At 73.4% G+C, this 25,856-nt stretch carries 22 protein-coding genes; 14 read left to right on the forward strand and 8 right to left on the reverse strand.

Translation table 11 applies throughout. The features are described from left to right. Positions 1-9 precede the first annotated feature (9 nt). A complete protein-coding gene (locus tag IE316_RS33240; protein WP_190208280.1) occupies positions 10-432 on the reverse strand; it encodes a secondary thiamine-phosphate synthase enzyme YjbQ in 423 nt (140 codons plus the stop codon). A 64-nt stretch (positions 433-496) separates the two neighbouring features. On the opposite strand from IE316_RS33240, the gene IE316_RS33245 reads away from it, so the two are divergent. Continuing rightward, positions 497-1,576: an FAD-dependent oxidoreductase gene (locus IE316_RS33245; RefSeq protein WP_190208281.1), complete on the forward strand. Its 1,080-nt coding sequence runs from the start codon at positions 497-499 to the stop codon at positions 1,574-1,576. 12 nt (positions 1,577-1,588) lie between these two features. On the opposite strand, the gene mltG is transcribed toward IE316_RS33245, so the two are convergent. Both mltG and IE316_RS33255 read right to left on the reverse strand, forming a co-directional pair. After that, complete coding sequence (gene mltG, locus IE316_RS33250; RefSeq protein WP_373311385.1) at positions 1,589-2,365, reverse strand: endolytic transglycosylase MltG; 777 nt, start codon at positions 2,363-2,365, stop codon at positions 1,589-1,591. 467 nt (positions 2,366-2,832) lie between these two features. Continuing rightward, on the reverse strand, positions 2,833-4,635 hold the full coding sequence (locus IE316_RS33255; RefSeq protein ID WP_190208282.1) for an ABC transporter ATP-binding protein: 1,803 nt from the start codon (positions 4,633-4,635) through the stop codon (positions 2,833-2,835). Between the two features lie 124 nt (positions 4,636-4,759). Here IE316_RS33255 and IE316_RS33260 point away from each other — a divergent pair, with 124 nt between their 5' ends. The 4 genes from IE316_RS33260 to IE316_RS33275 all read left to right on the forward strand — a co-directional run bounded on the left by IE316_RS33260 (position 4,760) and on the right by IE316_RS33275 (position 9,807). Further along, on the forward strand, positions 4,760-5,266 hold the full coding sequence (locus tag IE316_RS33260) for a MarR family winged helix-turn-helix transcriptional regulator (protein ID WP_190208283.1): 507 nt from the start codon (positions 4,760-4,762) through the stop codon (positions 5,264-5,266). Between the two features lie 189 nt (positions 5,267-5,455). Further along, the gene (locus tag IE316_RS33265; RefSeq protein ID WP_190208284.1) at positions 5,456-7,327 is read left to right on the forward strand and encodes an ABC transporter ATP-binding protein; all 1,872 of its coding nucleotides are present in this window, start codon (positions 5,456-5,458) and stop codon (positions 7,325-7,327) included. Then, positions 7,324-9,105 (forward strand): ABC transporter ATP-binding protein, encoded by a 1,782-nt coding sequence (locus IE316_RS33270; protein WP_190208285.1) that lies wholly within the window; start codon positions 7,324-7,326, stop codon positions 9,103-9,105. Before IE316_RS33265 ends, IE316_RS33270 begins: the two co-directional genes overlap by 4 nt. 426 nt (positions 9,106-9,531) lie before the next feature. Next, positions 9,532-9,807: a type B 50S ribosomal protein L31 gene (locus IE316_RS33275; RefSeq protein WP_190208286.1), complete on the forward strand. Its 276-nt coding sequence runs from the start codon at positions 9,532-9,534 to the stop codon at positions 9,805-9,807. A gap of 35 nt (positions 9,808-9,842) precedes the next feature. On the opposite strand, the gene IE316_RS33280 is transcribed toward IE316_RS33275, so the two are convergent. After that, on the reverse strand, positions 9,843-10,637 hold the full coding sequence (locus tag IE316_RS33280; protein WP_190208287.1) for a metal-dependent hydrolase: 795 nt from the start codon (positions 10,635-10,637) through the stop codon (positions 9,843-9,845). Positions 10,638-10,782: 145 nt separating this feature from the next. Between IE316_RS33280 and IE316_RS33285 the strand changes: the two genes are divergently transcribed. Together IE316_RS33285 and IE316_RS33290 are read left to right on the forward strand one after the other, a co-directional pair. Further along, positions 10,783-13,296, forward strand: a complete 2,514-nt coding sequence (locus IE316_RS33285) for a DEAD/DEAH box helicase (RefSeq protein ID WP_190208288.1) — start codon at positions 10,783-10,785, stop codon at positions 13,294-13,296. Positions 13,297-13,315: 19 nt separating this feature from the next. After that, positions 13,316-14,182, forward strand: a complete 867-nt coding sequence (locus tag IE316_RS33290) for an acyl-CoA thioesterase (RefSeq protein WP_190208289.1) — start codon at positions 13,316-13,318, stop codon at positions 14,180-14,182. Between the two features lie 35 nt (positions 14,183-14,217). Here the strand turns inward: IE316_RS33290 and IE316_RS33295 are convergent, their stop codons facing one another. Together IE316_RS33295 and IE316_RS33300 are read right to left on the reverse strand one after the other, a co-directional pair. Next, on the reverse strand, positions 14,218-15,270 hold the full coding sequence (locus IE316_RS33295; RefSeq protein ID WP_229910657.1) for a DUF6397 family protein: 1,053 nt from the start codon (positions 15,268-15,270) through the stop codon (positions 14,218-14,220). Positions 15,271-15,417: 147 nt separating this feature from the next. Further along, positions 15,418-15,822: a roadblock/LC7 domain-containing protein gene (locus IE316_RS33300; protein WP_190208290.1), complete on the reverse strand. Its 405-nt coding sequence runs from the start codon at positions 15,820-15,822 to the stop codon at positions 15,418-15,420. A gap of 102 nt (positions 15,823-15,924) precedes the next feature. Between IE316_RS33300 and IE316_RS33305 the strand changes: the two genes are divergently transcribed. The 5 genes from IE316_RS33305 (at position 15,925) to IE316_RS33325 (ending at position 20,332) form a co-directional block, all read left to right on the forward strand. Beyond that, on the forward strand, positions 15,925-16,353 hold the full coding sequence (locus IE316_RS33305) for a PPOX class F420-dependent oxidoreductase (RefSeq protein WP_190208291.1): 429 nt from the start codon (positions 15,925-15,927) through the stop codon (positions 16,351-16,353). Between the two features lie 129 nt (positions 16,354-16,482). Continuing rightward, positions 16,483-17,082, forward strand: a complete 600-nt coding sequence (locus IE316_RS33310; RefSeq protein WP_190208292.1) for a class I SAM-dependent methyltransferase — start codon at positions 16,483-16,485, stop codon at positions 17,080-17,082. Positions 17,083-17,383: 301 nt separating this feature from the next. Beyond that, positions 17,384-17,650: a hypothetical protein gene (locus IE316_RS33315; protein ID WP_229910662.1), complete on the forward strand. Its 267-nt coding sequence runs from the start codon at positions 17,384-17,386 to the stop codon at positions 17,648-17,650. A 134-nt stretch (positions 17,651-17,784) separates the two neighbouring features. Beyond that, a complete protein-coding gene (locus IE316_RS33320) occupies positions 17,785-18,723 on the forward strand; it encodes a hypothetical protein (RefSeq protein WP_190208294.1) in 939 nt (312 codons plus the stop codon). A gap of 220 nt (positions 18,724-18,943) precedes the next feature. Continuing rightward, positions 18,944-20,332 carry a tannase/feruloyl esterase family alpha/beta hydrolase gene (locus IE316_RS33325; RefSeq protein WP_190208295.1) on the forward strand — a complete coding sequence of 463 codons (1,389 nt, stop codon included), beginning with the start codon at positions 18,944-18,946 and terminating at the stop codon, positions 20,330-20,332. A 16-nt stretch (positions 20,333-20,348) separates the two neighbouring features. Here IE316_RS33325 and IE316_RS33330 read toward each other — a convergent pair whose 3' ends face one another. Next, positions 20,349-20,531: a tail-anchor membrane protein gene (locus tag IE316_RS33330; protein ID WP_190208296.1), complete on the reverse strand. Its 183-nt coding sequence runs from the start codon at positions 20,529-20,531 to the stop codon at positions 20,349-20,351. Positions 20,532-20,800: 269 nt separating this feature from the next. On the opposite strand from IE316_RS33330, the gene IE316_RS33335 reads away from it, so the two are divergent. Next, positions 20,801-23,665 carry an SCO1167/SCO6262 family helicase gene (locus IE316_RS33335; RefSeq protein ID WP_229910663.1) on the forward strand — a complete coding sequence of 955 codons (2,865 nt, stop codon included), beginning with the start codon at positions 20,801-20,803 and terminating at the stop codon, positions 23,663-23,665. Beyond that, positions 23,662-24,936 carry an SWF or SNF family helicase gene (locus IE316_RS33340; protein WP_190208297.1) on the forward strand — a complete coding sequence of 425 codons (1,275 nt, stop codon included), beginning with the start codon at positions 23,662-23,664 and terminating at the stop codon, positions 24,934-24,936. Before IE316_RS33335 ends, IE316_RS33340 begins: the two co-directional genes overlap by 4 nt. A 16-nt stretch (positions 24,937-24,952) precedes the next feature. On the opposite strand, the gene IE316_RS33345 is transcribed toward IE316_RS33340, so the two are convergent. Then, the gene (locus tag IE316_RS33345) at positions 24,953-25,246 is read right to left on the reverse strand and encodes a hypothetical protein (protein ID WP_229910658.1); all 294 of its coding nucleotides are present in this window, start codon (positions 25,244-25,246) and stop codon (positions 24,953-24,955) included. Positions 25,247-25,856 lie beyond the last annotated feature (610 nt).

A 25,856-nucleotide genomic window follows, 5' to 3' on the forward strand; every position in this document is an offset into this window, starting at 1 on the left:
GACCCGGCGCTATCCGAGGAACGACAGCCGCACCTTGCGTTCGTGGTTCGAGACGTTCGTGTCGACCAGGCACACCGACTGCCAGGTGCCCAGTTCGAGGCGGCCGCCCACGACCGGCAGGGTGGCGTGCGGGGGGACGAGGGCGGGGAGGACGTGGTCGCGGCCGTGGCCGGGGCTGCCGTGGCGGTGCTGCCAGCGGTCGTCGGCGGGCAGCAGGGTGTGCAGCGCGGACAGCAGGTCGTCGTCGCTGCCCGCGCCGGTCTCGATGACGGCGATCCCGGCCGTGGCGTGCGGGACGAAGACGTTGAGGAGACCGTCGCGGCCGGCCGCCGCCTCCCGCAGGAAGGACGCGCAGTCGTCGGTGATGTCCACGACCCGCTCCGAGGAGCCGGTGGTGAGGTCGAGGACCCGGGTGGTGAAGGCATCTGACATACCTCCATCCTGACGCACCCGGGCGGCCGGGAAGATCCCCGCCGCCCCGGCTGTTGGTGCGAACGTGAACGACACGGGTGAGGTCGAGGTCGTCGTCATCGGCGCGGGCCAGGCGGGACTGTCCGCCGCGTACCACCTGCGGCGCACCGGGTTCCAGCCGGGGCGTGACGTCGTGGTGCTGGACCGCTCCCCCGGTCCGGGCGGGGCCTGGCAGTTCCGCTGGCCGTCGCTGACGTACGGCAAGGTGCACGGGATGCACTCGCTGCCCGGCATGGAACTGACCGGCGCCGACCCCGCCCGGCCGTCCTCCGAGGTGGTCTCCGAGTACTTCGCCGCGTACGAGCGCGCCTTCGACCTGCGGGTACGGCGGCCCGTCGGGGTCCGTGCGGTGCGCGAGGGCCCGGCGGAGAGGCTGCTCGTCGAGACCACGGCCGGGACCTGGTCCACGCGGGCGCTGATCAACGCGACCGGCACCTGGGACCGGCCGTTCTGGCCGCGCTACCCGGGGCAGGAGACGTTCCGCGGCCGCCAGGTGCACACGGCGGGGTACGCCGGGCCCGAGGAGTTCGCCGGGCAGCGGGTGGTCGTGGTCGGCGGCGGTGCCTCGGGCACCCAGCACCTGCTGGAGATCGCCCCGTACGCGGCCGCCACCACCTGGGTGACCCGGCGTCCGCCGGTCTTCCGGGAGGGGCCGTTCGACGAGGACGCGGGCCGGGCGGCCGTCGCGCTGGTCGAGGAACGGGTGCGGCGGGGCCTGCCGCCGAGAAGTGTGGTGTCGGTGACCGGGCTGCCGCTGAACGACGCGATCCGGGAGGGCCTGGCGACCGGGGTGCTCGACCGGCAGCCCATGTTCGACCGGATCACGCCCAACGGGGTGGCCTGGGCGGACGGGCGGCGGGTGGCCGCCGACGTCATCCTGTGGGCGACCGGTTTCCGGCCCGCCCTCGACCATCTGGCACCGCTGAAGCTGCGCGGGCCGGGCGGCGGCATCCGGCTGGAGGGCACCCGGGTGGCCGCCGATCCGCGGATCCACCTCGTCGGATACGGGCCCTCCGCCAGCACCGTCGGCGCCAACCGGGCCGGCCGCGCCGCCGTACGCGACATCAGGCGGCTGCTCGCCGGGCCGCGGCGACTCGCCGCGTGACCTCCCCGCGGGTCATCCGGCCGCGGCCGGAGCATCGCGCCGGTGCTCCTCGAACTCGGCCACATTGCGCTGGTGCTCCCGGTAGTCGGCGGTGAAGCGGGTGTCGCCCGGCCGGACCGTGACGAAGTACAGCCAGTCGCCCGGCGTCGGGTCGATCGCGGCACGCATCGCGGCCTCACCGGGGTTGGCGATGGGCGTGGGCGGCAGCCCCATCCGCTGGTACGAGTTGTAAGGGCTGTCGATCTTGGTGTCCTCCCGGGTGGTGGCCAGGGTGGAGCGGTTCAGGGCGTAGTTGAGGGTGGAGTCCAACTGGAGCGGCATGCCGCGCTCCAGCCGGTTGAAGATCACTCGGGCCACCTTGCCCATGTCGGCCTCGGTGGCGGCCTCGGACTGCACGAGGCTCGCGATGGTCACCGCCTGGTAGACGTTCATCGCGTTACGCTCGGCACCGGCCGCGACCGGGGCCCCGTTGAACCGGCGGTTCGCCGTGTCGACCATGGCCGTCAGCAGCTTCTCGGGGGTGGCCCCGTCGTCCAGCGGATAGGTGGCGGGGAAGAGATAGCCCTCGGGGTTCCCCTCCGCGTCCTCCGGCAGCTTCAGGTCGGCCTTGGCCAGGGACTTGCGGGTGGTGCCGGGCGGCAGGGCGAGCGCCTTGTCGACGGCCCGGTACACCTGGGCGGCGCGCCGGCCCTCGGGGATCACCAGGGTCTTCGGGCGGCCGTCCGTCTTCTCGCCCGTCGTGAGCAGCGGCACCGCCACGGCGGTCCCGGCGACGACGGCTCCGGCCACGATCAGCGCGATCCGGCCCCGGCGTGTCAGCCGGACCGTGGTCCTCCTGCCGGTCGATGTCCTCCTGCCGGTCGCGGACCTCGTGGCCGTGGATGCCTTCCTGCCGGTCGCGGACCTCGTGCCCGTCGATGCCCACAGGCCCGTCGATGCCCTCGTGCCCGCCGTGGAGCGGGTGCCCGCCGTGAAGCGGGTGCCCGCCGTGAAGCGGGTGCGCGCCTTGGAGCCGGGGCCCGCCGTGGATCTCGTGTCCGCCGTGGATCTCGTGTCCGTCGATGTCCCCGCATCCGTCGTCCTCGGGTCCGTCGTGCCTCTCGGGCCCCGGGTGCTGCGATGGCTTCCGGCACTTCGGGCGCTCCGATCTCTCCCGGTGGTCCGGTCTTCCCGGGCTCTGCGTGGCGGAGTGTTCATCTGCATGGGGGCACGGTAACCGCCACATCACCATAAACCCGACATCACCGGGCATATTTTCATCTTGTCGGCGTCAGCCGGGCATCCCTGCGGACCAGCGCCGCGTAGCGTCCGTCCCGCTCCAGCAGTTCCTCGTGCGTGCCCTGCTCGGCCAGCTTCCCGGAGTCCAGGACGACGATCTGGTCGGCGCCGCGGACCGTGGACAGCCGGTGCGCGATGGTGATCGTGGTGCGGTCGGCCATCAGCGCGTCCACGGCCTGCTGGACCGCGGCCTCGGTCCGGGTGTCCAGCGCGCTGGTGGCCTCGTCCAGGATGAGGACGGGCGGGTCGCGCAGGATCGTCCGGGCGATGGCCAGGCGCTGCTTCTCGCCGCCGGAGAACCGGTGGCCGCGTTCGCCGACGACCGTGTCGTAGCCGTCCGGCAAGGCCGCGATGTGGTCGTGGATCTGCGCCGCCTTCGCCGCCGCGACGAGCTCCGCGTCGGTGGCGTCCGGCTTGGCGAACCGCAGGTTGTCGGCGACGGAGGCGTGGAAGAGGTACGTCTCCTGCGAGACGACGCCGACCGCGCGGGCCAGGGTGTCGAAGTCGAGGTCGCGTACGTCCACCCCGTCGAGGGTGACCCGGCCGCCGGTCACGTCGTACAGCCGGGGCACCAGATAGCCGAGGGTGGACTTGCCGGCGCCGGTCGGGCCGACGACGGCGAGGCTGCCGCCCGCCGGGACGGTGATGTCGATGCCGTCCAGGACCGGCCCGCCCTTGCCGTCGTAGCGGAACTCCACGCCCTCGAAGCGGACCTCGCCCTTGATGCGGTCGAGCCGCACCGGGTTTTCGCGTTCGGTGATGTCGACGGGCAGGTCGAGGTACTCGAAGATGCGCTGGAACAGGGCGAGCGAGGTCTGGATCTGCACACCGGTCGACAGCAGGCTGACGGCCGGCCGGAACAGCCCCTGCTGGAGCGAGACGAAGGCGACGATCGTGCCGATGGAGACACCGGGGCCGCCGAGCTGGAGGGTCAGGCCCGCGCTCCAGTAGATGACGGCGGGCAGCGCGGCCATGACGATGGTGATGACGGCCATCCGCCAGCGGCCCGCCATGTTGGACCGCACCTCCAGGTCGACCAGGCGCTCGGACTCGTCGGCGAAGGAGCGGGTGAGCGAGCCGGAGCGGCCCATGGTGCGGCCCAGCAGGATGCCGCTGACCGAGAGCGACTCGGTGACCGTGGCGGCCATCGCGGCCATCTGCTTCTGCCGCTCGGTGGTGATCTTCTTGCGTTCATTGCCGACCCGGCGGCTGATCCAGACGAAGACCGGCAGCAGCAGGAGCGAGACGACGGTGAGCCGCCAGTCGAGGGCGAGCATCGCGACGATGGTGGCGATCACGCTGGTGGCGTTGGAGACCAGCGAGGTCGCGGTGGAGGTGACGGTGGCCTGCATACCGCCGATGTCATTGGCGATCCGGGACTGCACCTCGCCGGTGCGGGTGCGGGTGAAGAAGGCCAGCGACATGCGCTGCAGGCGCCCGTAGACGGCGGTGCGCAGATCGTGCATGACGCGCTGGCCGACGGTCGTGGAGATCAGGGTCTGCAGGACGCCGAAGACGCTGGTGAGCACCGCGCCGAGGATCATGCCCAGGGCGAGCAGGCTGAGCAGCCCGGTGCGGCCCTCGGGGATGGCGACGTCGAGGATCTCCTTCAGCAGGAAGGGCGTGGCGACCGAGACCAGTGACGCGGCGCCGACGAGCAGACCGACGACGGTGAGCCGGCCGCGGTAGGGACGGAACAGACGCAGGATGCGCCGCACCTGCCGGGGTTGCTCAGCGGCGTCGGCGGGCGGGGTCCAGGACGATTCGTGGTCGGGTTTCATGGGCTCCTACGGGAGTCGAGGCGGCGGGGACGGCCGTCGGTGCGGCGCCGCCCACCGGGGTGTGGGGATCGTAGGTCATTGTTACCTATACTCACAATGAACGTGGTCCTGATATTGTTCCCGCATGACCGCCACCGACGCCGACGGCCTCCTCGCCGATCAGTTGCTGCGGCTCACCCGCCGGGTGCACCGCATCCAGAAGCGGCACCTGGAGCGGCGCGGGCTCGGCATCACCCCGGCCCAGTCCCGGCTGCTGCGCACCCTGGCGCACTACGGGTCCCCGCCGCGCATGGCCGACCTGGCCGAGCGCCTGGAGGTGGTGCCCCGGGCGGTGACGACGCTCGTGGACGGCCTGGAGGCGGCCGGGAAGGTGCGCCGGGTGCCCGATCCGGCCAACCGCCGGGTGATCCGGATCGAGCTGACCGACGACGGCCACACCGCCCTGCGCGAACTGCGCCGCGTCCGCCGGTCGGCCGCCGAGGAGATCCTGGCCCCGCTGACGGCCGGGCAGCGCGCGGTGCTCGGCGGACTGCTGGACGCGCTGGTCGACGGCACGGCCGAGGGGCACGACGGCACCGCCGAAGGACACCACGGCACCGTCGCGGGGCAGCACGGCGACCTCACCCCCTGATCCGGGCAGCCACCTCCCGCCCCGCCCGGCGCGCCGTGTCCCGCCGGTCCCTGGGCGCACAGCGCCGGAACCGTGCGTCCACCCGTAAAACCGCTTGATTTCGAGCACACAGCGACGCGAACCTGTCACGGTTTGCTGCCTCTCGATGCCGCGTTCCGCGGCACACCTGACACGAGCCACTGGGACGTCATGCAGATCCAAGACCTTCCGTATCCCGACCCGGGCGTGCCGGACGCGCGCTCGGGCCCACGATTCCTCTGGTGGCTCTTCCGGAACCAGGCGGGCGGCCAGCTCAAGTCGCTGGCCTGGGGGCTGCTGCACTTCGTCTCCGTCTCCTCGTTGCCCTTCTGTGTCGGTCTGGCCGTGCAGGCCGTCGTCGACCGGTCCGGCACCCGGCTCGCCCTGGCGGGCGGCCTGATGGCGCTGGCCTGCGTCGGCAACGCCCTCGGCGACACCTTCCTGCACCGCACCGCCATCACCAACTGGATCACCGCCGCGGCCCGGGTCCAGCAGTTGCTGGCCCGCAAGGCGGCCCTGCTGGGCTCCGCGCTGACCCGGCGGGTCGCGGCCGGCGAAGTGGTGGCCGTGTCCACCGGTGACGTGGAGAAGATCGGCTGGTTCGTGGAGGCGGTCTCCCGCTTCACCGCCGCCGCGCTGACCATCGTGCTGGTCTGCGTCGGCCTGGTCGTCTACGAACCGGCTCTCGGGGTCGTCGTCGTCATCGGCCTGCCCGTGCTGGCGCTGGCCGTGCTGCCGCTGCTGCCCCGGGCCACCCGGCGCGCCGACGTCCAGCGCGAGAAGGCCGGCCGGGCCACCGAACTCGCCTCCGACACCGTCGCCGGACTGCGGGTGCTGCGCGGCATCGGCGGTGAGGAACTCTTCCTCGACCGCTACCGCCACGCCTCCCAGGAGGTCCGCCACGCCGCCGTCCGCAGTGCCCGCATGTGGTCCCTGATCTCCGCGATCCAGGTGCTGCTGCCGGGTCTGCTGCTGATCGCGGTGGTCTGGTACGGCGTCCACCTGGCCCGCGACGGCCGGATCGGCGTCGGCGAACTCGTCACCGTCTACAGCTCGGTCATGATCCTCACCTATCCGCTCCGGCACTTCGAGGAGATCGCCATGGCGTACTCCTTCTCCCGGCCGTCGGCCAAGCGGGCCGCCCGGGTGCTGTCGCTGGAGCGGGCCACCGACACGGGCGGGTCCCGCGCGGCCGGCCTGCCCACCGGGGACCTGTACGACCCGGCCACCGGTCTGCTCGCCCCCGCCGGCCGGCTCACCGCCGTGGTGTGCGGCGACCCCGACGCGGCCGGCCGGCTCGCCGAACGGCTCGGCGGCCACCCCTCCGAGGAGGGCCCGTCCGTCCTGCTGGGCGGGGTACCGCTGGACGAGCTGCCGCTGGACTGCGCGCGGACGGTCGTCCTGGTCCAGGACAAGGACCCGGTGCTGCTCTCCGGCACCCTGCGCGAGCTGCTCGCCGTGCCCGCCTCCGGCGCCGTCGGCACCGCGGAGGCCCTCGCCGCGGCCCGGTGCGAGGACGTACTGGCCGCGCTGGTCCAGGGCTCGGTCGGCACCGAGGACCCGATGGACGCCCGGATCACCGAACGGGGCCGCTCGCTCTCGGGCGGCCAGCGCCAGCGGCTCGCCCTGGCCCGTTCCCTGGTCACCGACCCGGAGGTGCTCGTCCTGGACGAACCCACCTCCGCCGTGGACTCGCACACCGAGGCCCGCGTCGCGGAGGGCGTGCGCGCGCTGCGGACCGGGCGCACGACCGTGGTGTTCACCTCCTCGCCGCTGCTGCTCGACCGTGCCGACCGGGTCGTGTTCCTGCACGACGGTGCGGCCGCGGCCGTCGGAACCCACCGCGAGCTGCTGCACTCCGAGGCCCGGTACCGAGCGGTGGTCACCCGTGAGACCGACGAGGAGACCGCCGCCCGCGAGGCGGTCACGCCCCTGGTGAAGGCCCGTGCCGAGGACAGCGGGCCGGAGTCCGCCCTGGCCGGCGGGGTCCGAGCCGACGACGACGTACTGCACCGACTGGAAGAGATCGAGGAGACGGCATGATCGGCGTCGCGCCACCGTCGTACGACCCGGCGGCCCCGACGACGGCGAGCACTCTGCCCGTCGGCGCCCCCGCGACCGTCCGCGCCTACGTGACGGAACTGCTGCGCCGGCACCGCCGCGCGTTCCTGCTCCTGATCACCGTCAACACCGTCTCCGTGATCGCCTCCATGGCCGGGCCGTACCTGCTCGGCGGGCTCGTGGAACGGGTGTCGGACCACGCTCGCGAACTCCATCTGGGTCTGACCGCCACCCTCTTCCTGGCCGCGCTCCTCCTCCAGGCCGCGTTCGTCCGCGAGGTCCGGCTGCGCGGCGCGGTTCTCGGCGAACGGATGCTGGCCGATCTGCGCGAGGACTTCCTGGTCCGCTCGGTCGGCCTGCCGCCCGGCGTCCTGGAACGGGCCGGCACCGGTGACCTCCTGTCCCGCATCACCACGGACATCGACCGGCTCGCCAACGCCATGCGCGAGGCCGTGCCCCAGTTGGCGATCGGCTTCGTCTGGGTGGTGCTGCTGCTGGGCGGTCTCGTCGTCACGGCGCCGCCACTGGCCCCGGCCGTGCTCCTCGCCGTGCCGCTGCTGGTGATCGGCTGCCGCTGGTACTTCCGCCGGGCACCGGCCGCCTACCGCTCGGAGGCCGCCGGTTACGCCGCCGTGGCCGCCGCGCTCGCCGAGACCGTGGACGCCGGCCGCACCGTGGAGGCCCACCGTCTGGGCACCCGGCGCGTCGAGCTGTCCGACCGCCGGATCAAGGAGTGGACGGCCTGGGAACGCTACACACTCTGGCTGCGCTCGGTGCTCTTCCCCGTCATCAACGTCACCCATGTGACGGTGCTGGCCGCGGTCCTGATGATCGGCGGTGTGTTCGTCCTCCAGGGCTGGATCGGGGTGGGTCAGCTCACGACGGCGGCCCTGATCTCCCAGATGCTGGTCGACCCGGTCGGCCTCATCCTGCGCTGGTACGACGAACTGCAGGTGGCGCAGGTGTCGCTGGCCCGGCTGGTCGGTGTCCGGGACATCGAACCGGACGCCGGTGACGCCGCGCTCGCGCCGGACGGACGCCAGGTGCACGCCGACCGGGTGCACTTCGGCTACCTCGAGGGCGTGGACGTCCTGCGCAAGGTCTCCCTGGAGGTCGCCCCCGGCACCCGGCTGGCGCTGGTCGGCCCCTCGGGCGCCGGCAAGTCCACCCTGGGCAGGCTGCTCGCGGGCATCTACGCTCCCCGGGCCGGCCACGTCACCCTCGGCGGCGCGGAACTCTCCCGGATGCCCGCCGAACGGGTCCGCTCCCACGTCGCCCTCGTCAACCAGGAGCACCACGTCTTCGTGGGCTCCCTGCGCGACAACCTCCGGCTCGCCCGGGGTGCCGCCACCGACGCCGAGCTGTGGGCCGCGCTGGGCGCGGTCGACGCGGACGGCTGGGCCCGGGGCCTCGACGAGGGCCTGGACACCGAGGTCGGCTCGGGCGGCGTGGCGCTCACCCCGGCCCAGGCCCAGCAGATCGCGCTGGCCCGGCTGGTGCTGGCCGACCCGCACACCCTGGTCTTGGACGAGGCGACCTCGCTCCTCGACCCGCGGGCGGCCCGGCACCTGGAACGGTCCCTGGCCCGGGTCCTGGACGGCCGCACCGTGATCGCCATCGCCCACCGGCTGCACACCGCCCACGACGCCGATGTCATCGCCGTCGTGGAGGACGGCCGGATCAGCGAGCTGGGCAGCCACGACGAGCTGGTCGCGGCGGACGGCGCCTACGCGGCGCTGTGGCGGTCGTGGCACGACTGACCCGCCCACGCACCGGAGGGTGACGCGGCACGGGACCCATGGGCACACGCCGGGGTCCCGGTGCCGCCCGGTGCCGTGGGACGGTCCCGGACGGGGAGGGAACGCCGGGAGTAGGCACTGGCTCCCGGGGCACCCGTGCAGCGGCCGGTCCGGTGCCGCGCGGCGCTCACCAGGCCGCGCGCACAGGCTCCGGTCCCGGTCCGTGCGGCGATGGCCCGGTGGAGGCCGTCGTGACGAGGGGCCCTGCCCCGCTTCCTGGAGGTGCCCGTGAACCGTGCCGACGGCATCGGGGGTGCCTCCGTCGCCGAGACCGCTGGGCACATCGTCGGCGAGGACTCCTCGCCCCGCTGGATTCCGGGTGACCGTCTCGGGGGCGGCCGGCCCGTCCGGACCCGTCGCTGACCCCGCGCCGCAGAAGGAGCAGCCATGCAGCAGGACAAGCACCCCGACTACCACCCGGTGGTCTTCCGCGACCGCGCCGCCGGTTACGCCTTCCTCACCCGGTCCACCGCGACCAGCGACCAGACCATCGACTGGGACGACGGCGAGACGTACCCGGTGGTGGACGTCGAGATCTCCTCCGAGAGCCACCCCTTCTACACGGGCAAGGCCCGGACGGTGGACACCGAGGGCCGCATCGCCCGCTTCGAACGCCGCTACGGCGGCGGGGACGGTCCGGGCTCCGCCGCCGGGACCGGCTGAATCCGGGGGTGCGGCCTGGCGCCCGGGGCGGGGCGTCAGATGACGTTGAGCGCCGCCGCGCAGCCCACCCCGCCGAGCACCATGAACGCCGGCATGAGCACCTTCAGCTCCACCCAACTGCCCGCCCGGAACCGCAGGAACTTGGGCGGACCCACCGGGTACCAGCGCTTGCGGCCCACCGGGACGGGCCAGAGTATCGGGCAGCCGGACACGGTCAGCGCGTCCCCGATGTCGTGCACCAGCGCCCCCAGCACGACGGGCAGCCCCAGCCACAGGTACTCCTGGCCCGGCGCGGTGAACAGCCAGTCCGCTCCGCCGGGCGTCGTGTCCAGCGTCCCGGCGAGGATCCAGGCGCTGGTCGCGGCCAGCAGCCAGACCAGGACGTCGCTGCTGGAGCCGCGGGCCGCCCGCCACAGCAGCCCCTCGATGGCCAGCACCATGTGGACGAAGAGGATCGCCAGCACCCCCCAGCGGTCCCCCACGACCGCCACTACCGAGGAGCCCGCGCCGATCAGGACCGCCCACAGCCAGGTGTGCGTCAGCGTCCGGTGTCCGCCGGAGCGGCGCGGGTCGCCCTGCTTCTTGGTGGCCTTGTAGACGGCGTACGACAGCTTGTCGACGATCTCGCACAGCCACCGCGAGACGGGTCCGAAGGCCCGCGAGATGGTGGCGGCCTTGTGGTCCAGGTCCGGGGCGAGCGCGGCGCCGGCGCAGATCAGCGCGCCGACCAGCAGGACGGGCCAGGGCATCGGGTGTCCGGCCGCGGCGGTCGCCGCGCCGACGCCGAGCCAGGCGGCGGCGCCCGACAGTGAGTGTGCTGGTCCCATCATCGGCGCTGCCCGCCCCATCCCTCGTGTGCCGCTGTCCGGTCGACCGGGCACGCTGACGCTCCGTCGGCGACCCAGCGTAGCGTTCGCGATCTTCGTCTCCGCAGCCGATTCCCGCATCGGGGCCCGGGCCAGGCAAGATGGGGGCGTGACCCTCATCGATCAGTTGCCGCCGACCGCCGACCCCGACGCCCTCTACGAAGCCTTCGAGGCGTGGTCCCAGGAACGCGGTCTCACCCTCTATCCCCACCAGGAGGAGGCGCTGATCGAGGTGGTCTCCGGCGCGAACGTGATCGTGTCCACGCCCACCGGCTCCGGCAAGAGCATGATCGCGGCGGGTGCGCACTTCGCCGCCCTGGCCCGCGACGAGGTCACCTTCTACACCGCGCCGATCAAGGCGCTGGTGTCGGAGAAGTTCTTCGAGCTGTGCAAGCTGTTCGGCACCGAGAACGTCGGCATGCTGACCGGCGACGCCTCCGTCAACGCCGACGCCCCGGTCATCTGCTGCACCGCCGAGGTGCTGGCGTCGATCGCCCTGCGGGACGGCAAGGACGCGGACGTCGGCCAGGTCGTGATGGACGAGTTCCACTTCTACGCGGAACCGGACCGCGGCTGGGCCTGGCAGATCCCCCTGCTGGAACTTCCGCAGGCCCAGTTCGTGCTGATGTCCGCCACCCTCGGTGACGTGTCCTTCTTCGAGAAGGACCTCACCCGCCGCACCGGCCGCCCCACGGCGGTGGTCCGCTCGGCGACCCGCCCGGTGCCCCTGTCGTACGAGTACCGCTACACCCCGCTCACCGAGACGCTCACCGACCTGCTCCAGGCCCGGCAGGCGCCGGTCTACATCGTGCACTTCACGCAGGCGCAGGCGGTGGAGCGGGCGCAGGCGCTGATGAGCATCAACATGTGCAGCCGCGAGGAGAAGGACCGGATCGCCGAACTGATCGGCAATTTCCGCTTCACCACCAAGTTCGGCCGCAACCTCTCCCGGTACGTGCGGCACGGCATCGGCGTGCACCACGCCGGCATGCTGCCGAAGTACCGGCGTCTGGTGGAGAAGCTCGCCCAGGCGGGTCTGCTGAAGGTCATCTGCGGCACGGACACCCTCGGCGTGGGCGTCAACGTGCCCATCCGGACCGTGCTGTTCACCGCCCTGACCAAGTACGACGGCAGCCGGGTGCGCACCCTGCGGGCCCGTGAGTTCCACCAGATCGCCGGGCGGGCCGGACGCGCGGGCTTCGACACCGAGGGGTTCGTCGTCGCCCAGGCTCCCGAGCACGTCATCGAGAACGAGAAGGCCCTCGCCAAGGCGGGCGACGATCCCAAGAAGCGCCGCAAGGTGGTCCGCAAGAAGGCACCCGAAGGCTTCGTGGCCTGGTCGGAGCAGACCTTCGAGAAGCTCATCGAGTCCCAGCCGGAGCCGCTGACCTCCCGTTTCCGGGTGACGCACACCATGCTGCTGTCGGTGATCGCCCGGCCCGGCAACGCCTTCGAGGCGATGCGGCACCTGCTGGAGGACAATCACGAGCCGCGCAAGCAGCAGTTGCGGCACATCCGGCGGGCCATCGCCATCTACCGGTCGCTGCTGGACGGCGGCATCGTCGAGAAGCTCGACGCACCGGACGCGGAGGGCCGGATCGTCCGCCTGACGGTGGACCTCCAGCAGGACTTCGCGCTGAACCAGCCGCTGTCCACCTTCGCCCTGGCCGCCTTCGAACTGCTGGACCCGGAGTCGCCGTCGTACGCGCTGGACATGGTGTCCGTGGTGGAGTCCACGCTGGACGACCCGCGGCAGATCCTGGCCGCCCAGCAGAACAAGGCGCGCGGCGAGGCGGTGGCCGCGATGAAGGCGGACGGTGTCGAGTACGAGGAGCGCATGGAGCGGCTCCAGGAGATCACCTACCCCAAGCCCTTGGAGGAGTTGCTCTTCCACGCGTACGACACGTACCGCAGGAGCCACCCCTGGGTCGGCGACCATCCGCTGTCGCCGAAGTCGGTGATCCGGGACATGTACGAGCGGGCGATGTCCTTCACCGAGCTGGTCTCGTACTACGAGCTGGCCCGCACCGAGGGCATCGTGCTGCGCTACCTCGCCAGCGCCTACAAGGCCCTGGACCACACCGTCCCCGACGACCTGAAGTCGGACGACCTCCAGGACCTGATCGAGTGGCTCGGTGAGATGGTGCGCCAGGTCGACTCCAGTCTGCTGGACGAGTGGGAGCAGTTGGCCAACCCGGAGGTGATGACCGCCGAGGAGGCCCAGGAGAAGGCCGACCAGGTGCGTCCGGTCACCGCCAACGCGCGGGCCTTCCGGGTCCTCGTCCGCAACGCCATGTTCCGCCGCGTGGAACTGGCCGCCCTCGACCAGGTCGACGAACTCGGCGAGATGGACGCCGACGCCGGATGGGACGCGGACGCCTGGGGCGAGGCCATGGACAAGTACTGGGAGGAGTACGACGACCTCGGCACCGGTCCGGACGCACGCGGCCCCAAGCTGCTGGTGATCGAGGAGCAGCCGCAGAACCGCCTGTGGCGCGTGCGGCAGATCTTCGACGATCCGAACGGCGACCACGACTGGGGCATCAGCGCGGAGGTCGATCTGGTGGCCTCCGACGCCGAGGGCCGGGCGGTCATCCGCGTCACCGACGTCGGCCAGTTGTGAACACAGGAGAACAGCACCCATGACGAACCCGGCCGAAAAGCTGGTCGACCTGCTCGACCTGGAACAGATCGAGGTCAACATCTTCCGTGGCCGCAGCCCGGAGGAGTCCCTGCAGCGGGTCTTCGGCGGCCAGGTGGCCGGCCAGGCACTGGTCGCCGCGGGCCGCACCACGGAGGGCGACCGCCCGGTGCACTCGCTGCACGCGTACTTCCTGCGCCCGGGCCGGCCCGGCGTGCCGATCGTGTACCAGGTCGAGCGGGTGCGCGACGGCCGCTCGTTCACGACGCGCCGGGTCACCGCGGTGCAGCAGGGCCGTACGATCTTCAATCTCACCGCCTCCTTTCACCAGCCTGAGCAGGGAAGTTTCGAGCACCAACTGCCACCGGCCCGCAAGGTGCCGGACCCGGAGTCGCTGCCGACGGTCGCCGACGAGGTCCGGGAGCATCTGGGCGCGCTGCCGGAGCAGTTCGAGCGGATGGCGCGTCGGCAGCCCTTCGACATCCGCTATGTCGACCGGCTGCGCTGGACCCCCGAGGAGATCGCCGGCGCCGAGCCGCGCAGCGCCGTGTGGATGCGCGCGGTGGGTCCGCTCGGCGACGACCCGCTCGTGCACACCTGCGCCCTGACCTACGCCAGCGACATGACACTGCTGGACGCCGTACGTATCCCGGTGGAGCCGCTGTGGGGGCCGCGCGGGTTCGACATGGCGTCGCTGGACCATGCCATGTGGTTCCACCGTCCGTTCCGCGCGGACGAGTGGTTCCTGTACGACCAGGAGTCGCCGATCGCGACCGGCGGGCGGGGACTGGCCCGGGGCCGGATCTACGACGTCGAGGGACGCCTGCTGGTGTCGGTCGTCCAGGAAGGGCTGTTCAGGGCGCTGTAGCGCGGACAGCGCGGGCTGACCCGACGGTGGTGCCGTCAGCTTCCGCGGCGGAGCCAGCCGAGCAGGCCGCGGGATCGGGCGGTGTCCGGGGCGGGTTTCCGGGGCGGCTGCCGCACGGGGGCGGGGCGGTGGGCGGCGGCCCCGGTGGCGGAGTGAGGTGTGCGCTGGCGCCGGGCCGCGGCGGGAGACGATGTGTGCCGGTGGCCGGCTGTGGTGAAGGTCGGTGTGTGTCGACGGCCGTGGTGTCCAGCGGGGTCGGGTGCGAGGTGGGTGGCCGGGGCGGGGACCGGCCGGGGTGCCGGGTGCTGGGCGCGTGCTGTGTGCACCGCTCGTGCCAGGTCCGTGCGGAGCCAGGCGATCTCGTCCGCGTCGGCCGCCGTCATGATCTCCTCGGCGATCCGGGCGGCGGGCGAGCCCGGTGAGCCGTGCACCGGCCGGACCGGCCGGAGCCGGTGGAGCTGCGAGCGCTCGTAGGGGTCCCTGATCACGTCCGCGACCTCCGCCGGGTCGAGCAGCGAGGCCACGGCCGCGGCCCTGTCCCAGGGGCCGTCGGCCTGTCGGAGCAGGAACCCGAGGCGCCGGCCCCGCCAGTTGCGCGGACGCAGGTCCAGGCCGTCCCGTACCTGGTCGCGCAGGCCCTCGGGCGTGCGGCCCGTCAGGACCGCGGCGTTGCGCTCGTCGGCCGCGAACCGCCGTAGCTCATCGGCCAGGTAGAGCCAGACCACGGCTCGATAGCGGTTCAGGTAGAAATTCACCGGCACCAGCAGGCCCAGGCGGGCCAGGCGGGTGAAACGGGGCCTGGTCACCTTCATGAGGTCCGCACCCTCCGTGGTGCCCACCGTCCGCACCTCGTCCCGCAGGCCGTCCCGGGTACGCAGGCGGTCCATCTCGGCGGAGGTGACGCGCCGGCCCCCTCCCCCGTCGTCGGGGACGGTGCGGATCCGTCCGAGGCCGACCGCGATGTCGAACTCACTGCGCTTCAGGCCGAGTTCCCGGGCCGCACGGCCCGGTGTGACCGAGGTGGCGCGGGCGGGCGGGCCCGGGTCGGTGATGGGCGTGCTCTCAGGCGTGCCGGTGTGGCCGGACATGGTGGTCTCCCCCGTGGAGTCTGTGCGCCGGGCGCCGTGTGCACCCGCCGGACAAAAACCGTAGCCGCTTCCGCGGAAGTCCCGCCGAGCCTGTGGATAACTCCACCGACACCGCCGAAGGAGACCGGAAACCGCCAGGTCAGGGCGTTACGGCAGGGTTCGTTCAGGCTGTCGGGCGTCGACGTCGAGGTGTTCGCCGACCCGGTTCACCAGCAGGGTCATCTCGTACGCGATCTGCCCCAAGTCGGCGTCCGCGGCGCTGAGCACGCACAGGCAACTGCCGGAGCCGGCCGCGGTGACGAACAGCACCGCGTCGTCGAACTCGATCATCGTCTGCCGTACCCGCCCGGCGCCGAAGTGGCGTCCCGATCCCTTGGCCAGGCTGTGCAGCCCGGAGGAGACGGCGGCGAGGTGCTCGGCGTCCTCGCGGCGCAGGCCCGTGCTCGCCCCCGTCACCAGTCCGTCGTTGGACAGCACCAACGCGTGCCGCACATGGTCTATGCGCTCGGTCAGGTCGTCCAGCAGCCAGCCGAGTTTCTGGTTCTGCGCCATCGTCCGCTCCCCGTGTGTTCCCCGTCCGAAGTCCCCCTTCCCCGGAGGGACCTGTCAGCCAGCCTTCACCACGGCCCGGCTCCGGGCAAGGAGGATGGGGCCATGGCACAGAAGATGACCGATGACGAGTGGCGGGCGTTCATCTCGAACGGCACCCGCACCGGAAAACTCTGCACCGTCCGCGCGGACGGCAGCCCGCACGTGGCGCCGATCTGGTTCCTGCTCGACGGGGACGAGATCGTGTTCAACACCGGCAAGGACACCGTCAAGGGCCGCAATCTGATCCGGGACGGCCGGATCGCCCTCTGCGTGGACGACGACCGGCCGCCGTTCCACTACGTCGTGATCCAGGGCCGCGCCCGTGTCTCGGAGGACCCCGGCGAACTCCGGCACTGGGCCGCCCGGATCGGCGCCCGGTACATGGGCGAGGACCGCGCGGAGGAGTTCGGCGCCCGCAACGGCGTCCCGGGAGAACTGCTGGTCCGGGTCACCGTGGACAAGGTCCTCGCGCAGAAGTCCGTGGCGGACTGAGCGCGCTCCGCGCGGCCGGCCGGTCTCACCGTGGCGGGCAACAGGACGGTGTATGTCCGCCCGGCTGCCCGCCGAGCCGGATCAGCGTGCGTCCGGCGTCCGCCGTCGGGGTGCGGGATCATGCTGGGCATGAGTGACGACCACACGCGCGTGCAGGAGTTCTTCACCGCCCGTGCCGCCGACTGGGACAGGAAGTTCCCGGACGACGGCCCCGCCCACGCGGCGGCGGTCGCCGAGCTGGGTCTGCGCCCCGGCGACCGCGTTCTGGACGCCGGCTGCGGCACGGGGCGGGCGCTGACGCCGCTGCGGGCCGCGGTGGGCGCCTCGGGGGTGGTGCTCGGGGCCGATCTGACGCCGGCCATGCTCCAGGAGGCCGTACGGGCCGGCCGGGAACGTGACGGGTGGTTGCTGCTGGCCGATGTCGCGGCGCTGCCGCTGCGCACGGGGTCGCTCGACGCCGTGTTCGCGGCGGGGCTCATCGCGCATCTGCCCGATCCGGCGGGGAACCTGCGGGAGTTGGCACGCGTGGTGCGCCCCGGCGGCTCGCTGGCCCTGTTCCACCCGCTGGGCAGGGCGGCGCTCGCGGCCCGGCAGGGGCGCCGGATCACGCCGGACGATCTCCGCGCCGAACCCAATCTGCGCCCGCTGCTGGCGGGTTCGGGGTGGCGTCTGACGTCGTACGTGGACGAGGACGCCCGTTTCCTGGCCCTCGCCGTCCGCGAGGACTGAGCCCTCACCGTCCGCGAGGACCGATCGTCATGGCCGGCCGGTGAGCGCCTCGGCGAAGGTGTCCTGGTCGTCGGGCATGACGTCGTACCCATGCCTGGCGCCGGACGGGGTCACCACGCGGACGAGCTGTCCCGGTCCCTGAGGACCATCCGCTCCCCCCCCATGGCTGACGACGCCCCCTTCTGCCGACGAGGCCGTTTCTCTACGTTGAGGAAGGGGAGGCAGCAACGGCGGCGAGGACAGCCGCACAGGCGGGAAGGTGATCAGCTTGCTCGGCGGAGTGCGCAACGCGTGGAGGAGATTGGTCGGCACGGTCGGCGTCCCGGAGAGCGGCGGGCAGGTCAGCCACGCGCACAACCTCTTCGAGGCTGCCGCCGCCTATGTCTCGGCGTATGCGGAGGACGATCAGGAACGGCTGGACGAGGCGGCGGGCTGGGTGTCGCCGGAGGCGCTGTCGTTCGGCGTGAACGAGCTGGCGAGCCGGGCCGTGGTGGCGCTCGCGCGGGAGCGGCACAAGCCCCCGCAGGACGTGGCCCGTGCGCTGCTGGGTCTGCCGGCCGCCTCCTGACGGGCTCGCGCCGAGTGGTCGTTTCGCCCCGTCCGGTCGGAAAACCGCAGCTAGCGCGCGTCGGGAGGTCGTGACAAGCGGTCTCGGGCGGCACTAGGGTGCGCGCCGATGGTCGAACCGATGGGGAGGCTGGCATGCCCGGGACGGACGAGGACGCCGTCACCGCCGAGGACGAGGCACTCTATGTGCTCACGGCGGTGCTGCTGACGCCGGCGAAGTTCCCGAGCGTGCTCGGCGACGACTATCCGGAGGCGTGCGCGGCACTCGGCCTTCCGCCGCTCGCGGACGGCTACGGCCTGGTGCTGGGGCAGGACGGTGCCGGGGCCCGGTGGACCGTCGTGATCGACGATGTGTCGCTGGTCGCCGTGGCCATCGCGTCCTGGGACTGCGGCATGGAGTACGAACTGTCGCCGGACGAGCGGACGGTCGTCGCCGCGCTGCCCGGCTGGCCCCTCGCGGTCGCCGTGGCGGCACCGGGCGTGCCGGCACCGCACGATCCCGTCCCGGAGGCCGACGGCCGGCCTCCGCTGCAGCCGCCGGACACCGCTTCCTGGGGGCCCGCGCAGCGACGTCTGGGGGCCGACGAGATCGCGCTGCAGTGGACGCAGTGGCGGGAACAGGTCGGCGACGCTCCGGATCCGGCCGCCGGGACCGGCTCGGTGGCCCCGGCGGCCGGAAGTCCCGGCGAGGAGGCGGACGGCGACGCCGAGGACAGCGCGGACAACGCGGACAGTGGGAGCGGCGCGGGCAGCGGGGGCAGCCCGGGCAGCGGGAGCGGCGCGGGCAGCGGGAGCACGGGGCAGGAGGGCAGCGTGGTGCGCCGGGTGCTCGCGCAGGCCCGTGCGTATACCGAGAGTCCGCCGCCCCTGGGCCGGGTCCGGTCGTCGTTCGCACCGGGCGGGGCGCGCACCCTGCGTGCCGACGGTCCCGGCTGGTCGCTGGTGGCCAGGACCGACGACATCGCGTTCATCCTGCTCGACGAGGAACCCGGCGAGGTCCTCCCGGTCCAGCGGGGACCGGAACTGCCGGGGCTCCTGGAGGCCCTGGACAAGATCGCCGTACGTCCCCTGTGAACCGGTCGGCGCCCCGGCACCCTTGCCGCGTCCCGAGGCGAGCCGTACGCCCTCTTCGAACCAGCCGACCTCCCGGCCCCTCCCGTCCCCAACCTCCTGTTCCCCCCACCCATGCCTCGCTCTCGTGCCATGTGTTCCCCACCCATGGTTGGGGCGGGGCGGGGCCCGCACGATGGGGCGGATTTCCGCTCCGCTTCCCCAACGTGCCCTGGAGGTCCCGATGTTGCTGTCCCGTGCCGTGCCGCCGTTCTTGGCCGCAGGGCTGGCGGCCGCGGTGCTCACCGCGCCGATGCCCGCCGCCGCGACGACGGGGGACCACTGCGCGCGTCAGGACCGTGTGCGCGTGCCGGGCGCCGCCGTGCAGCGCGACGCCTGTCTGCCCGACCTCACCACCGCCGGGCTGGCGGGCACCCCGTACACCGACCCGGCCGACCAGGCGGGCCTGACGGCGAGCGCCACACGCACACCGGCCGGCGTGCCGGGCATACAGATCGACGGCTACTTCCCGGACTCCTCCCGCTTCAACACCACGCACGGCTGGCGGCACGACGCGCAGTTCGTGATCCGGCTGCCGGACCGCTGGAACGGCGGCCTGGTCGTCACGGGCGCGCCGGGCACCCGGAAGCAGTACGCCACCGACAAGGCCATCTCCGACCAGGTGCTGGCCCAGGGGTACGCGTACGCGGCGACGGACAAGGGCAACAGCGGGGCGGACTTCTACCGGGACGGAGCCCGGCCCGGCGACGCGGTCGCCGAATGGAACGCCCGGACCACCCAGCTCACCCGGGCGGCCAAGCGCGTCCTGGCCCAGCGCTACGGACACGCGCCGCGCCGCACGTACATCACCGGCATCTCCAACGGCGGCTACCTCACCCGCTGGCAGTTGGAGAACCACCCCGAGCTGTACGACGGCGGCGTCGACTGGGAGGGCGCCCTGTGGACCGCGGACGGCCCCAACCTGCTCACCTCCCTGCCGGCCGCCGTGGCCCGGACGCTCGGCACCGCCCGGGACGAGGACCTGTACGCCGTGGGTTTCGCAGCCGGGTCCGAGTTCCTGTGGCCGTACCACGAGAAGGTCTACTGGGGTCTGACGCAGAAGGTGTACCGCGCCGAGTTCGATCCGGCCTACGACCCGGAGTGCCCCGGGGCGTCGGCCGGTACCTCGCCGGAGGAGATCCTGGCGCCGTGTCCGTCCGACGCGGCGTACGACTACGCCTCGCGGCCGGCAGCCGTGCACCGTGCCGTGGCGCGGGTGTCCCTGACCGGCCGGATCGGCCGACCGCTGATCACCCTCCACGGCGATCTCGACGCGCTGCTGCCCAAGGCGGCCGACTCCGATGTGTACGCGCGCATGGTCGACGCGAAGGGCCGGGGCGGCCTGCACCGCTACTACACGATCGAGGGCGGCACCCACGCGGACGGGCTCTACGACACCTACCCGCAGCGGCTGCGGCCGATCCTGCCCTGCTACCGGTCCGCCTTCGACGCGCTGACCGCCTGGGTGGAGCGGCACACCGCGCCGCCCGCGGACCGGGTGATCGGCAGGCCCGCGAACGGCGATGTGGTCGGCTCCTGTGCCCTGACCGGTACGGCCACGGCCCGGCCCTAGCCTCCGCTGCGGTGGCTCAGCGGCCCAGTTCCCTGCGCGTGTTCCGCCGCAGCCTGCGCCGCTGCGAGGGGTCCAGCGTGAGGTACGCGGCGGTCGGGACCCCCAGGACTATCAGGAGGGTGGCCCACCAGGGCAGCCAGAAGAGCAGGACGAGTCCGACTGCCACACCCCCTGCGGCGATCTTGGCGTTCTTCGACATGACGTCGCCTCCTTCGCGGCCATTGCCGCTCTCTGTTCTGAAAAACGGCTCCGCGCCCGCCGCGGTTCCGAGTTGCGACCCTGAGAGGGCCCTAAGTCCTGACCCCTACTCGCCCCCGAGAACGCGTGCGCCGGCTCTGCGCGGACGTGCCGGGCTCAGGGCGTCTCTCCCCGCATGGTGGCCCAGGAGCCCGCCGACCGCACCTGAGACGCCGTCCCCGTGCTGTACACTCGGCGACCCATCAGCTAGTCAAATTTGAGGAATACGTCATCGCCGAGCAGACGCCTCCTCCGGCAACCCTGTCGGAGATCTCCGAACTGGCCCGCTGTCACGCCGTGTTCGTGCCCGGTGACCCCGCCCGTGCCGGCCGGGTCGCCTTCTGGCGGTCCGACGGCGCGGCGCCTCCCGCCGTCGCCGCGGCTGACCCGGTGGGCCTGACGGTCGTCGTGGCCGCCGACGGCGGTGTCGAGGCGGTCGAGGTGCCCGCCGTACTGCTGTCCGTGCGGGCGGCGTTGCCGGTGCTCACGCGCGCGCGTGCCGACTCGGGCGGGGACCGGGCGGCCGTGTTCTGGGGCGCGGCGGCCGTGCACGCCCTGCACCTGGTGGCGCGCGGGCTGCTGCTGCCCGGCCTGTCCGCGGCCGACCACGACGCCTGGCGTATCGGTCCACTGCGGGCCGAGGACACGGAACGGCTCCGGTTGCTCGCCGCCGCGATGCCGCCCGAGGCGCACGCCGTGCCGGTGGACGGCACCGGTGCGCTGCGGCTGCCCGAGCCCGAACGCCTGGTGCGCGCCTTCCTGGACGCCGTCGCCGACACGCTCCCCCGCTCCCCCGCCGCCCCGTGGGTGACGGGCGGGCCCGCCTACGCCGCGCGGGAGCCGCTGCACCGCCCCGGGTTCCGCGCGTGGGCGGACGATGTCGCCGCCGGGCACGACGCGGGTGTCCGGCTGTCGCTGCGGGTCGAGGTGAGCGCGCCGGACGCCGAGGATCCGGACGCCGCCCCGGTGTTCCGGATCGTGCCGCAGGTGCACAGCGTGCGCGACCCGGCGCTGGTCGCGGACGCCGCCGAGGTCTGGGCCGGCGTCGCGGGGGACGCCCTGGGCCCGCGCGCGCGGATGGACGCCCTGCTGGCGCTGCGCCGGGCCGCCCGTGCCTGGCCCCCGCTGACGCCGCTGCTGTCGGCGGCGGTGCCCGAGGCCCTGGAGCCCGCCGACGAGGAGATCTCCGAACTCCTCGGAGCCGGCGCCCGGGCCCTCGCGGGTGCCGGCGTCGACGTGCACTGGCCACGCGACCTGGCCCGTGGGCTGACCGCCCGCGCGGAGATCGGGCCGGCCGGCGGCGGGCCGGGACCGGGCGCGTTCTCCTCGGGCGGCGGGCCCGGGTTCCTGTCCGCCGACGCGCTGCTCGCCTTCTCCTGGCGGTTCGCCCTCGGCGGTGAGCGGCTCACGCGCGAGGAGCTGGACCGGCTCGCCGAGGCGGACCGGCCGGTGGTGCGGCTCCGCGACCGGTGGGTGCTCGTCGACCCCGAGGAGGCGCGGCGTGCCCGCGCCCGCCAGGACCGCAAGCTCACGCCGGTCGACGCGCTCGCCGCGGCCCTGACGGGCTCGGCGGAGGTCGACGGGGACCGGGTCGAGGTACGGCCCACGGGATGGCTGGCGGAGCTGCGGGAGCGGCTGGCGGACCCCGAGCTCCAGGAACCGGTCGGGCAGCCGGCCGCCCTCGCCGCGACGCTCCGCGACTACCAGCGGCGGGGGCTGAACTGGCTGGCCCGGATGACCTCCGCGGGCCTGGGCTGCTGTCTGGCCGACGACATGGGACTCGGCAAGACGATCACACTGATCGCCCTGCACTTGCACCGGCAGACCGATCCATCGGCCGCCGGGCCCACCCTGGTGGTCTGTCCGACCTCGCTGATGGGCAACTGGCAGCGGGAGATCGAACGGTTCGCGCCCGGCACGCGCGTGCGTCGCTTCCACGGCGCGCGACGCGACCTGGACGGCCTGGCCGACGGCGAGTTCGTGCTCACCACCTACGGCACGATGCGCCTGGACACACGGCAACTGGCCGGCGTGCCCTGGGGCATGGTCGTCGCGGACGAGGCCCAGCACGTGAAGAACCCGTACTCGGCGACCGCGCGGCAGCTCCGCGCCATCGGGGCACGCGCGCGCGTGGCGCTCACCGGCACCCCGGTGGAGAACAACCTCTCGGAGCTGTGGGCGATCCTGGACTGGACCACCCCGGGACTGCTGGGGCAGCTGGGCACGTTCCGCAGGCGGTACGCCCGGGCCGTCGAGGGCGGGCAGGACCCGGCCGCCGCGGAGCGACTGGCCCGGCTGGTGCGGCCGTTCCTGCTGCGCCGCCGCAAGTCGGACCCGGGGATCGCGCCCGAGCTGCCGCCGAAGACCGAGACGGACCACGTCGTGTCGCTGACGGCCGAACAGACGGGCCTGTACGAGGCGGTCGTACGCGAGGCGCTCCAGGAGATCTCCGGTGCCGGCAGCATGGCGCGGCGCGGGATGATCGTGAAGCTGCTCACGGGCCTGAAGCAGATCTGCAACCACCCCGCGCAGTACCTGAAGGAGGACCGTCCCCGGACCGCGGGCCGCTCGGGGAAGCTGGAGCTGCTGGACGAACTGCTCGACACGGTCCTCGCCGAGGAGGCGGGCGTCCTGGTGTTCACCCAGTACGTGCGGATGGCCGAGCTGCTCGAACAGCATCTGGCGGACCGGGGCGTGGCCTCGCTGTTCCTGCACGGCGGGACACCGGTCGCCGCGCGCGAGGCCATGGTGCGGCGTTTCCAGGACGGTGAGGTCCCTGTCTTCCTGCTGTCGCTGAAGGCGGCGGGCACCGGGCTCAACCTCACCCGCGCGGAGCACGTCGTGCACTACGACCGCTGGTGGAACCCGGCCGTCGAGGCGCAGGCCACCGACCGCGCCTATCGCATCGGCCAGACCCGGCCCGTGCAGGTGCACCGGCTGATCGCGGAGGGGACCGTGGAGGACCGGATCGCCGCCCTGCTGAGCCGCAAGCGGCAACTGGCCGACGCCGTACTCGGATCCGGTGAGGCGGCGCTCACGGAGTTGACGGACGCCGAGCTGGCCGACCTGGTGGAACTGCGCGGAGGGGATCGATGACCGGGAACACCGGGTACGACGAGGAGGAGCGGACGTTCGCCGCGCTGCCGCCCGCGCGGGGGCAGGGCTTCGCGCGGACCTGGTGGGGCCGGGCGTGGCTGAAGGCGCTGGAGGACACCGCCCTGGACGGCGAGCAGGTGCGGACGGGCCGCCGGCTCGCCCGCGCGGGAGCGGTCGGCGCGGTGTCGGTACGGCCCGGGCGCGTCACCGCGATCGTCCAGGACCGGGACGGCACGGGGCACCGCGCCGATGTCCTGCTGGCGCGACTGGACGACGCCCAGTGGGACCGTTTCCTCGGCATGACGGCCGAGCGGGGCGGCCATGTCGCGGCCCTGCTGGACCGCGAGATGCCCCCGCACCTGGTCGAGGACGCGGAAAGCGCCGGCATCGACCTACTGCCCGGGATGGGCGACCTGGAGCCGGAGTGCGACTGCGACGCCTGGGACCACTGCGGCCACACCGCGGCGCTCTGCTACCAGGTGGCCCGGCTGCTGGACCAGGACCCGTTCGTCCTGTTGCTGCTGCGCGGACGCGGCGAACAGGCCGTCCTGAAGGCCCTCCAGGCGTACGGCGACGGGTCCGCCGGGGAGGGCACCGCGCGGGCCGACGGGGTGGACGCCGCCGAAGCGTACGCGGCGGGCCACATACTGCCACCGCTGCCCGTGCCGCCGGCGCTCGGGGAGGAGCCGCCGGTGCCGCCGTCCCTGGACACCGACACCGCGCCGCCGCCCGGTGTCGACCCGGACGCGCTGACGTTCCTGGTGTCCCGGACGGCCGCGGAGGCCCGCCGCCTGCTCGCGGACGCGCTGCGCCCAGGGCACGGACACGAGGCGCCGACGGGTGAGTCGCCGGTCGCCCAGGACGCGGTGCGGCTGGCCGCGGGCGGGCCGGGACCGGCCGTGACGGCACGGCTCGCCGACGGGTCGGGGCGTGACCCGGAGGGCCTGGCCCTCGCGGTACGCGCGTGGCGGCTCGGCGGCCCGGCCGCCCTCGCCGTACTGGAGGAGGAGTGGACGCCGGAGGGGGAGACGCTCGCACGCGCGCGTGCCGCCCTGGAAACGGCCTGGGACCCGGACGAACGGCCTGCCCTGCGGGCCCGCGCCAACCACTGGACCGTCACCGGCTCACCGCACCAGCTACGGCTGGGCCGGGACGGCCGATGGTGGCCCTACCGCCAGGAGAACGGCCGTTGGACGCCCGTGGGCGACGCCGCCCAGGACCCGGCGACCGCGCTGGCCTCGGCGACGCTCACGTCCGGGGACGAGCCCTGACGGTCCCACCCGGCCGTCAGACACTCCGGGGGACGAGGGACGGGCCCAGCGAATCCAGGCCGCTCGGCAGCCCGCTGGGGAACTCCGACGGCAAGGACGGCAGCTCGCTCGGCAGCTCACTGGGGAGGCGGCTCGGAAGGTCGCTCGGGAGACCGCTGGGTAGCTCGGAGGGGAGGCCGAGCGACGGTGGCGCGCTTTTGCTGCTCTGCGCGGGCGGGGTGTCGTCGGGCGAGTCGTCGCTTCCCGAGGACAGGACCACGACGACGATGAGGGCGCCAGCCGCCACCAGCGCCGCGAGCAGCAGGATCACGGCGTTCCGGTGCTTGCCCGGGCCCCCTCCCCCGCCGGGGTCCGGCTCCGGACCCGTGCCGTATCCGGGGCCCGGGCCGGGACCGTCGGGCGGGGGTCCGTAGCCGCCCGGTGGGGGCCCGGAACCGCCCCCTGGAGGTGGTACGTCACCCGGCGGCCCCGGGGGCCGCGGCGGTGGTGTGGGTGGCATGGCCATACCGACCAGAGTCGCCCGGGTCAGCCCAGGACGCGACCCCCGCGCGGAAGTTGATGCGGATGCGCGAGGGGACACCGAGGTGACCCACACCCGGCCCGCCCGGCAACGCGCGCCGCGCACGACGCTGAGCACGGCGCGCGGTCCATGACGCGCCCCGGAGCTCGCGCGCTCCTGGCGCATGGTCCGAGGACTGCGCCCCCGGGCCGAACAACTCCCGAGGCGCGCGACAACACCGGGCCACTTCCACCCGCGCGTACGGACATCGCCACCCGCGCGTGCGGTCGCCGTCACGCGCGGGTGGCGATGTCCGTACGCCATCACGCGCGCGTGGGGCGTGATCACCGCCCCACGCGCGCGTGCCGTCAGTCCCGGACACAGCCCGGCACTTCCGTCAGGTGCCGCGTGCCGTCAGCCC

This window comes from Streptomyces fumanus (assembly GCF_014655295.1).
Taxonomy (GTDB): domain Bacteria; phylum Actinomycetota; class Actinomycetes; order Streptomycetales; family Streptomycetaceae; genus Streptomyces; species Streptomyces fumanus.

Bases quoted from the DNA above. Each gene is read 5' to 3' on its own strand.
- IE316_RS33240 (WP_190208280.1), bottom strand. From the start codon at position 432: ATGTCAGATGCCTTCACCACCCGGGTCCTCGACCTCACCACCGGCTCC.
- IE316_RS33255 (WP_190208282.1), bottom strand. From the start codon at position 4,635: ATGAAACCCGACCACGAATCGTCCTGGACCCCGCCCGCCGACGCCGCT.
- IE316_RS33260 (WP_190208283.1), top strand. From the start codon at position 4,760: ATGACCGCCACCGACGCCGACGGCCTCCTCGCCGATCAGTTGCTGCGG.
- IE316_RS33265 (WP_190208284.1), top strand. From the start codon at position 5,456: ATGCAGATCCAAGACCTTCCGTATCCCGACCCGGGCGTGCCGGACGCG.
- IE316_RS33270 (WP_190208285.1), top strand. From the start codon at position 7,324: ATGATCGGCGTCGCGCCACCGTCGTACGACCCGGCGGCCCCGACGACG.
- IE316_RS33275 (WP_190208286.1), top strand. From the start codon at position 9,532: ATGCAGCAGGACAAGCACCCCGACTACCACCCGGTGGTCTTCCGCGAC.
- IE316_RS33280 (WP_190208287.1), bottom strand. From the start codon at position 10,637: ATGATGGGACCAGCACACTCACTGTCGGGCGCCGCCGCCTGGCTCGGC.
- IE316_RS33290 (WP_190208289.1), top strand. From the start codon at position 13,316: ATGACGAACCCGGCCGAAAAGCTGGTCGACCTGCTCGACCTGGAACAG.
- IE316_RS33295 (WP_229910657.1), bottom strand. From the start codon at position 15,270: ATGTCCGGCCACACCGGCACGCCTGAGAGCACGCCCATCACCGACCCG.
- IE316_RS33300 (WP_190208290.1), bottom strand. From the start codon at position 15,822: ATGGCGCAGAACCAGAAACTCGGCTGGCTGCTGGACGACCTGACCGAG.
- IE316_RS33305 (WP_190208291.1), top strand. From the start codon at position 15,925: ATGGCACAGAAGATGACCGATGACGAGTGGCGGGCGTTCATCTCGAAC.
- IE316_RS33310 (WP_190208292.1), top strand. From the start codon at position 16,483: ATGAGTGACGACCACACGCGCGTGCAGGAGTTCTTCACCGCCCGTGCC.
- IE316_RS33320 (WP_190208294.1), top strand. From the start codon at position 17,785: ATGCCCGGGACGGACGAGGACGCCGTCACCGCCGAGGACGAGGCACTC.
- IE316_RS33325 (WP_190208295.1), top strand. From the start codon at position 18,944: ATGTTGCTGTCCCGTGCCGTGCCGCCGTTCTTGGCCGCAGGGCTGGCG.
- IE316_RS33330 (WP_190208296.1), bottom strand. From the start codon at position 20,531: ATGTCGAAGAACGCCAAGATCGCCGCAGGGGGTGTGGCAGTCGGACTC.
- IE316_RS33340 (WP_190208297.1), top strand. From the start codon at position 23,662: ATGACCGGGAACACCGGGTACGACGAGGAGGAGCGGACGTTCGCCGCG.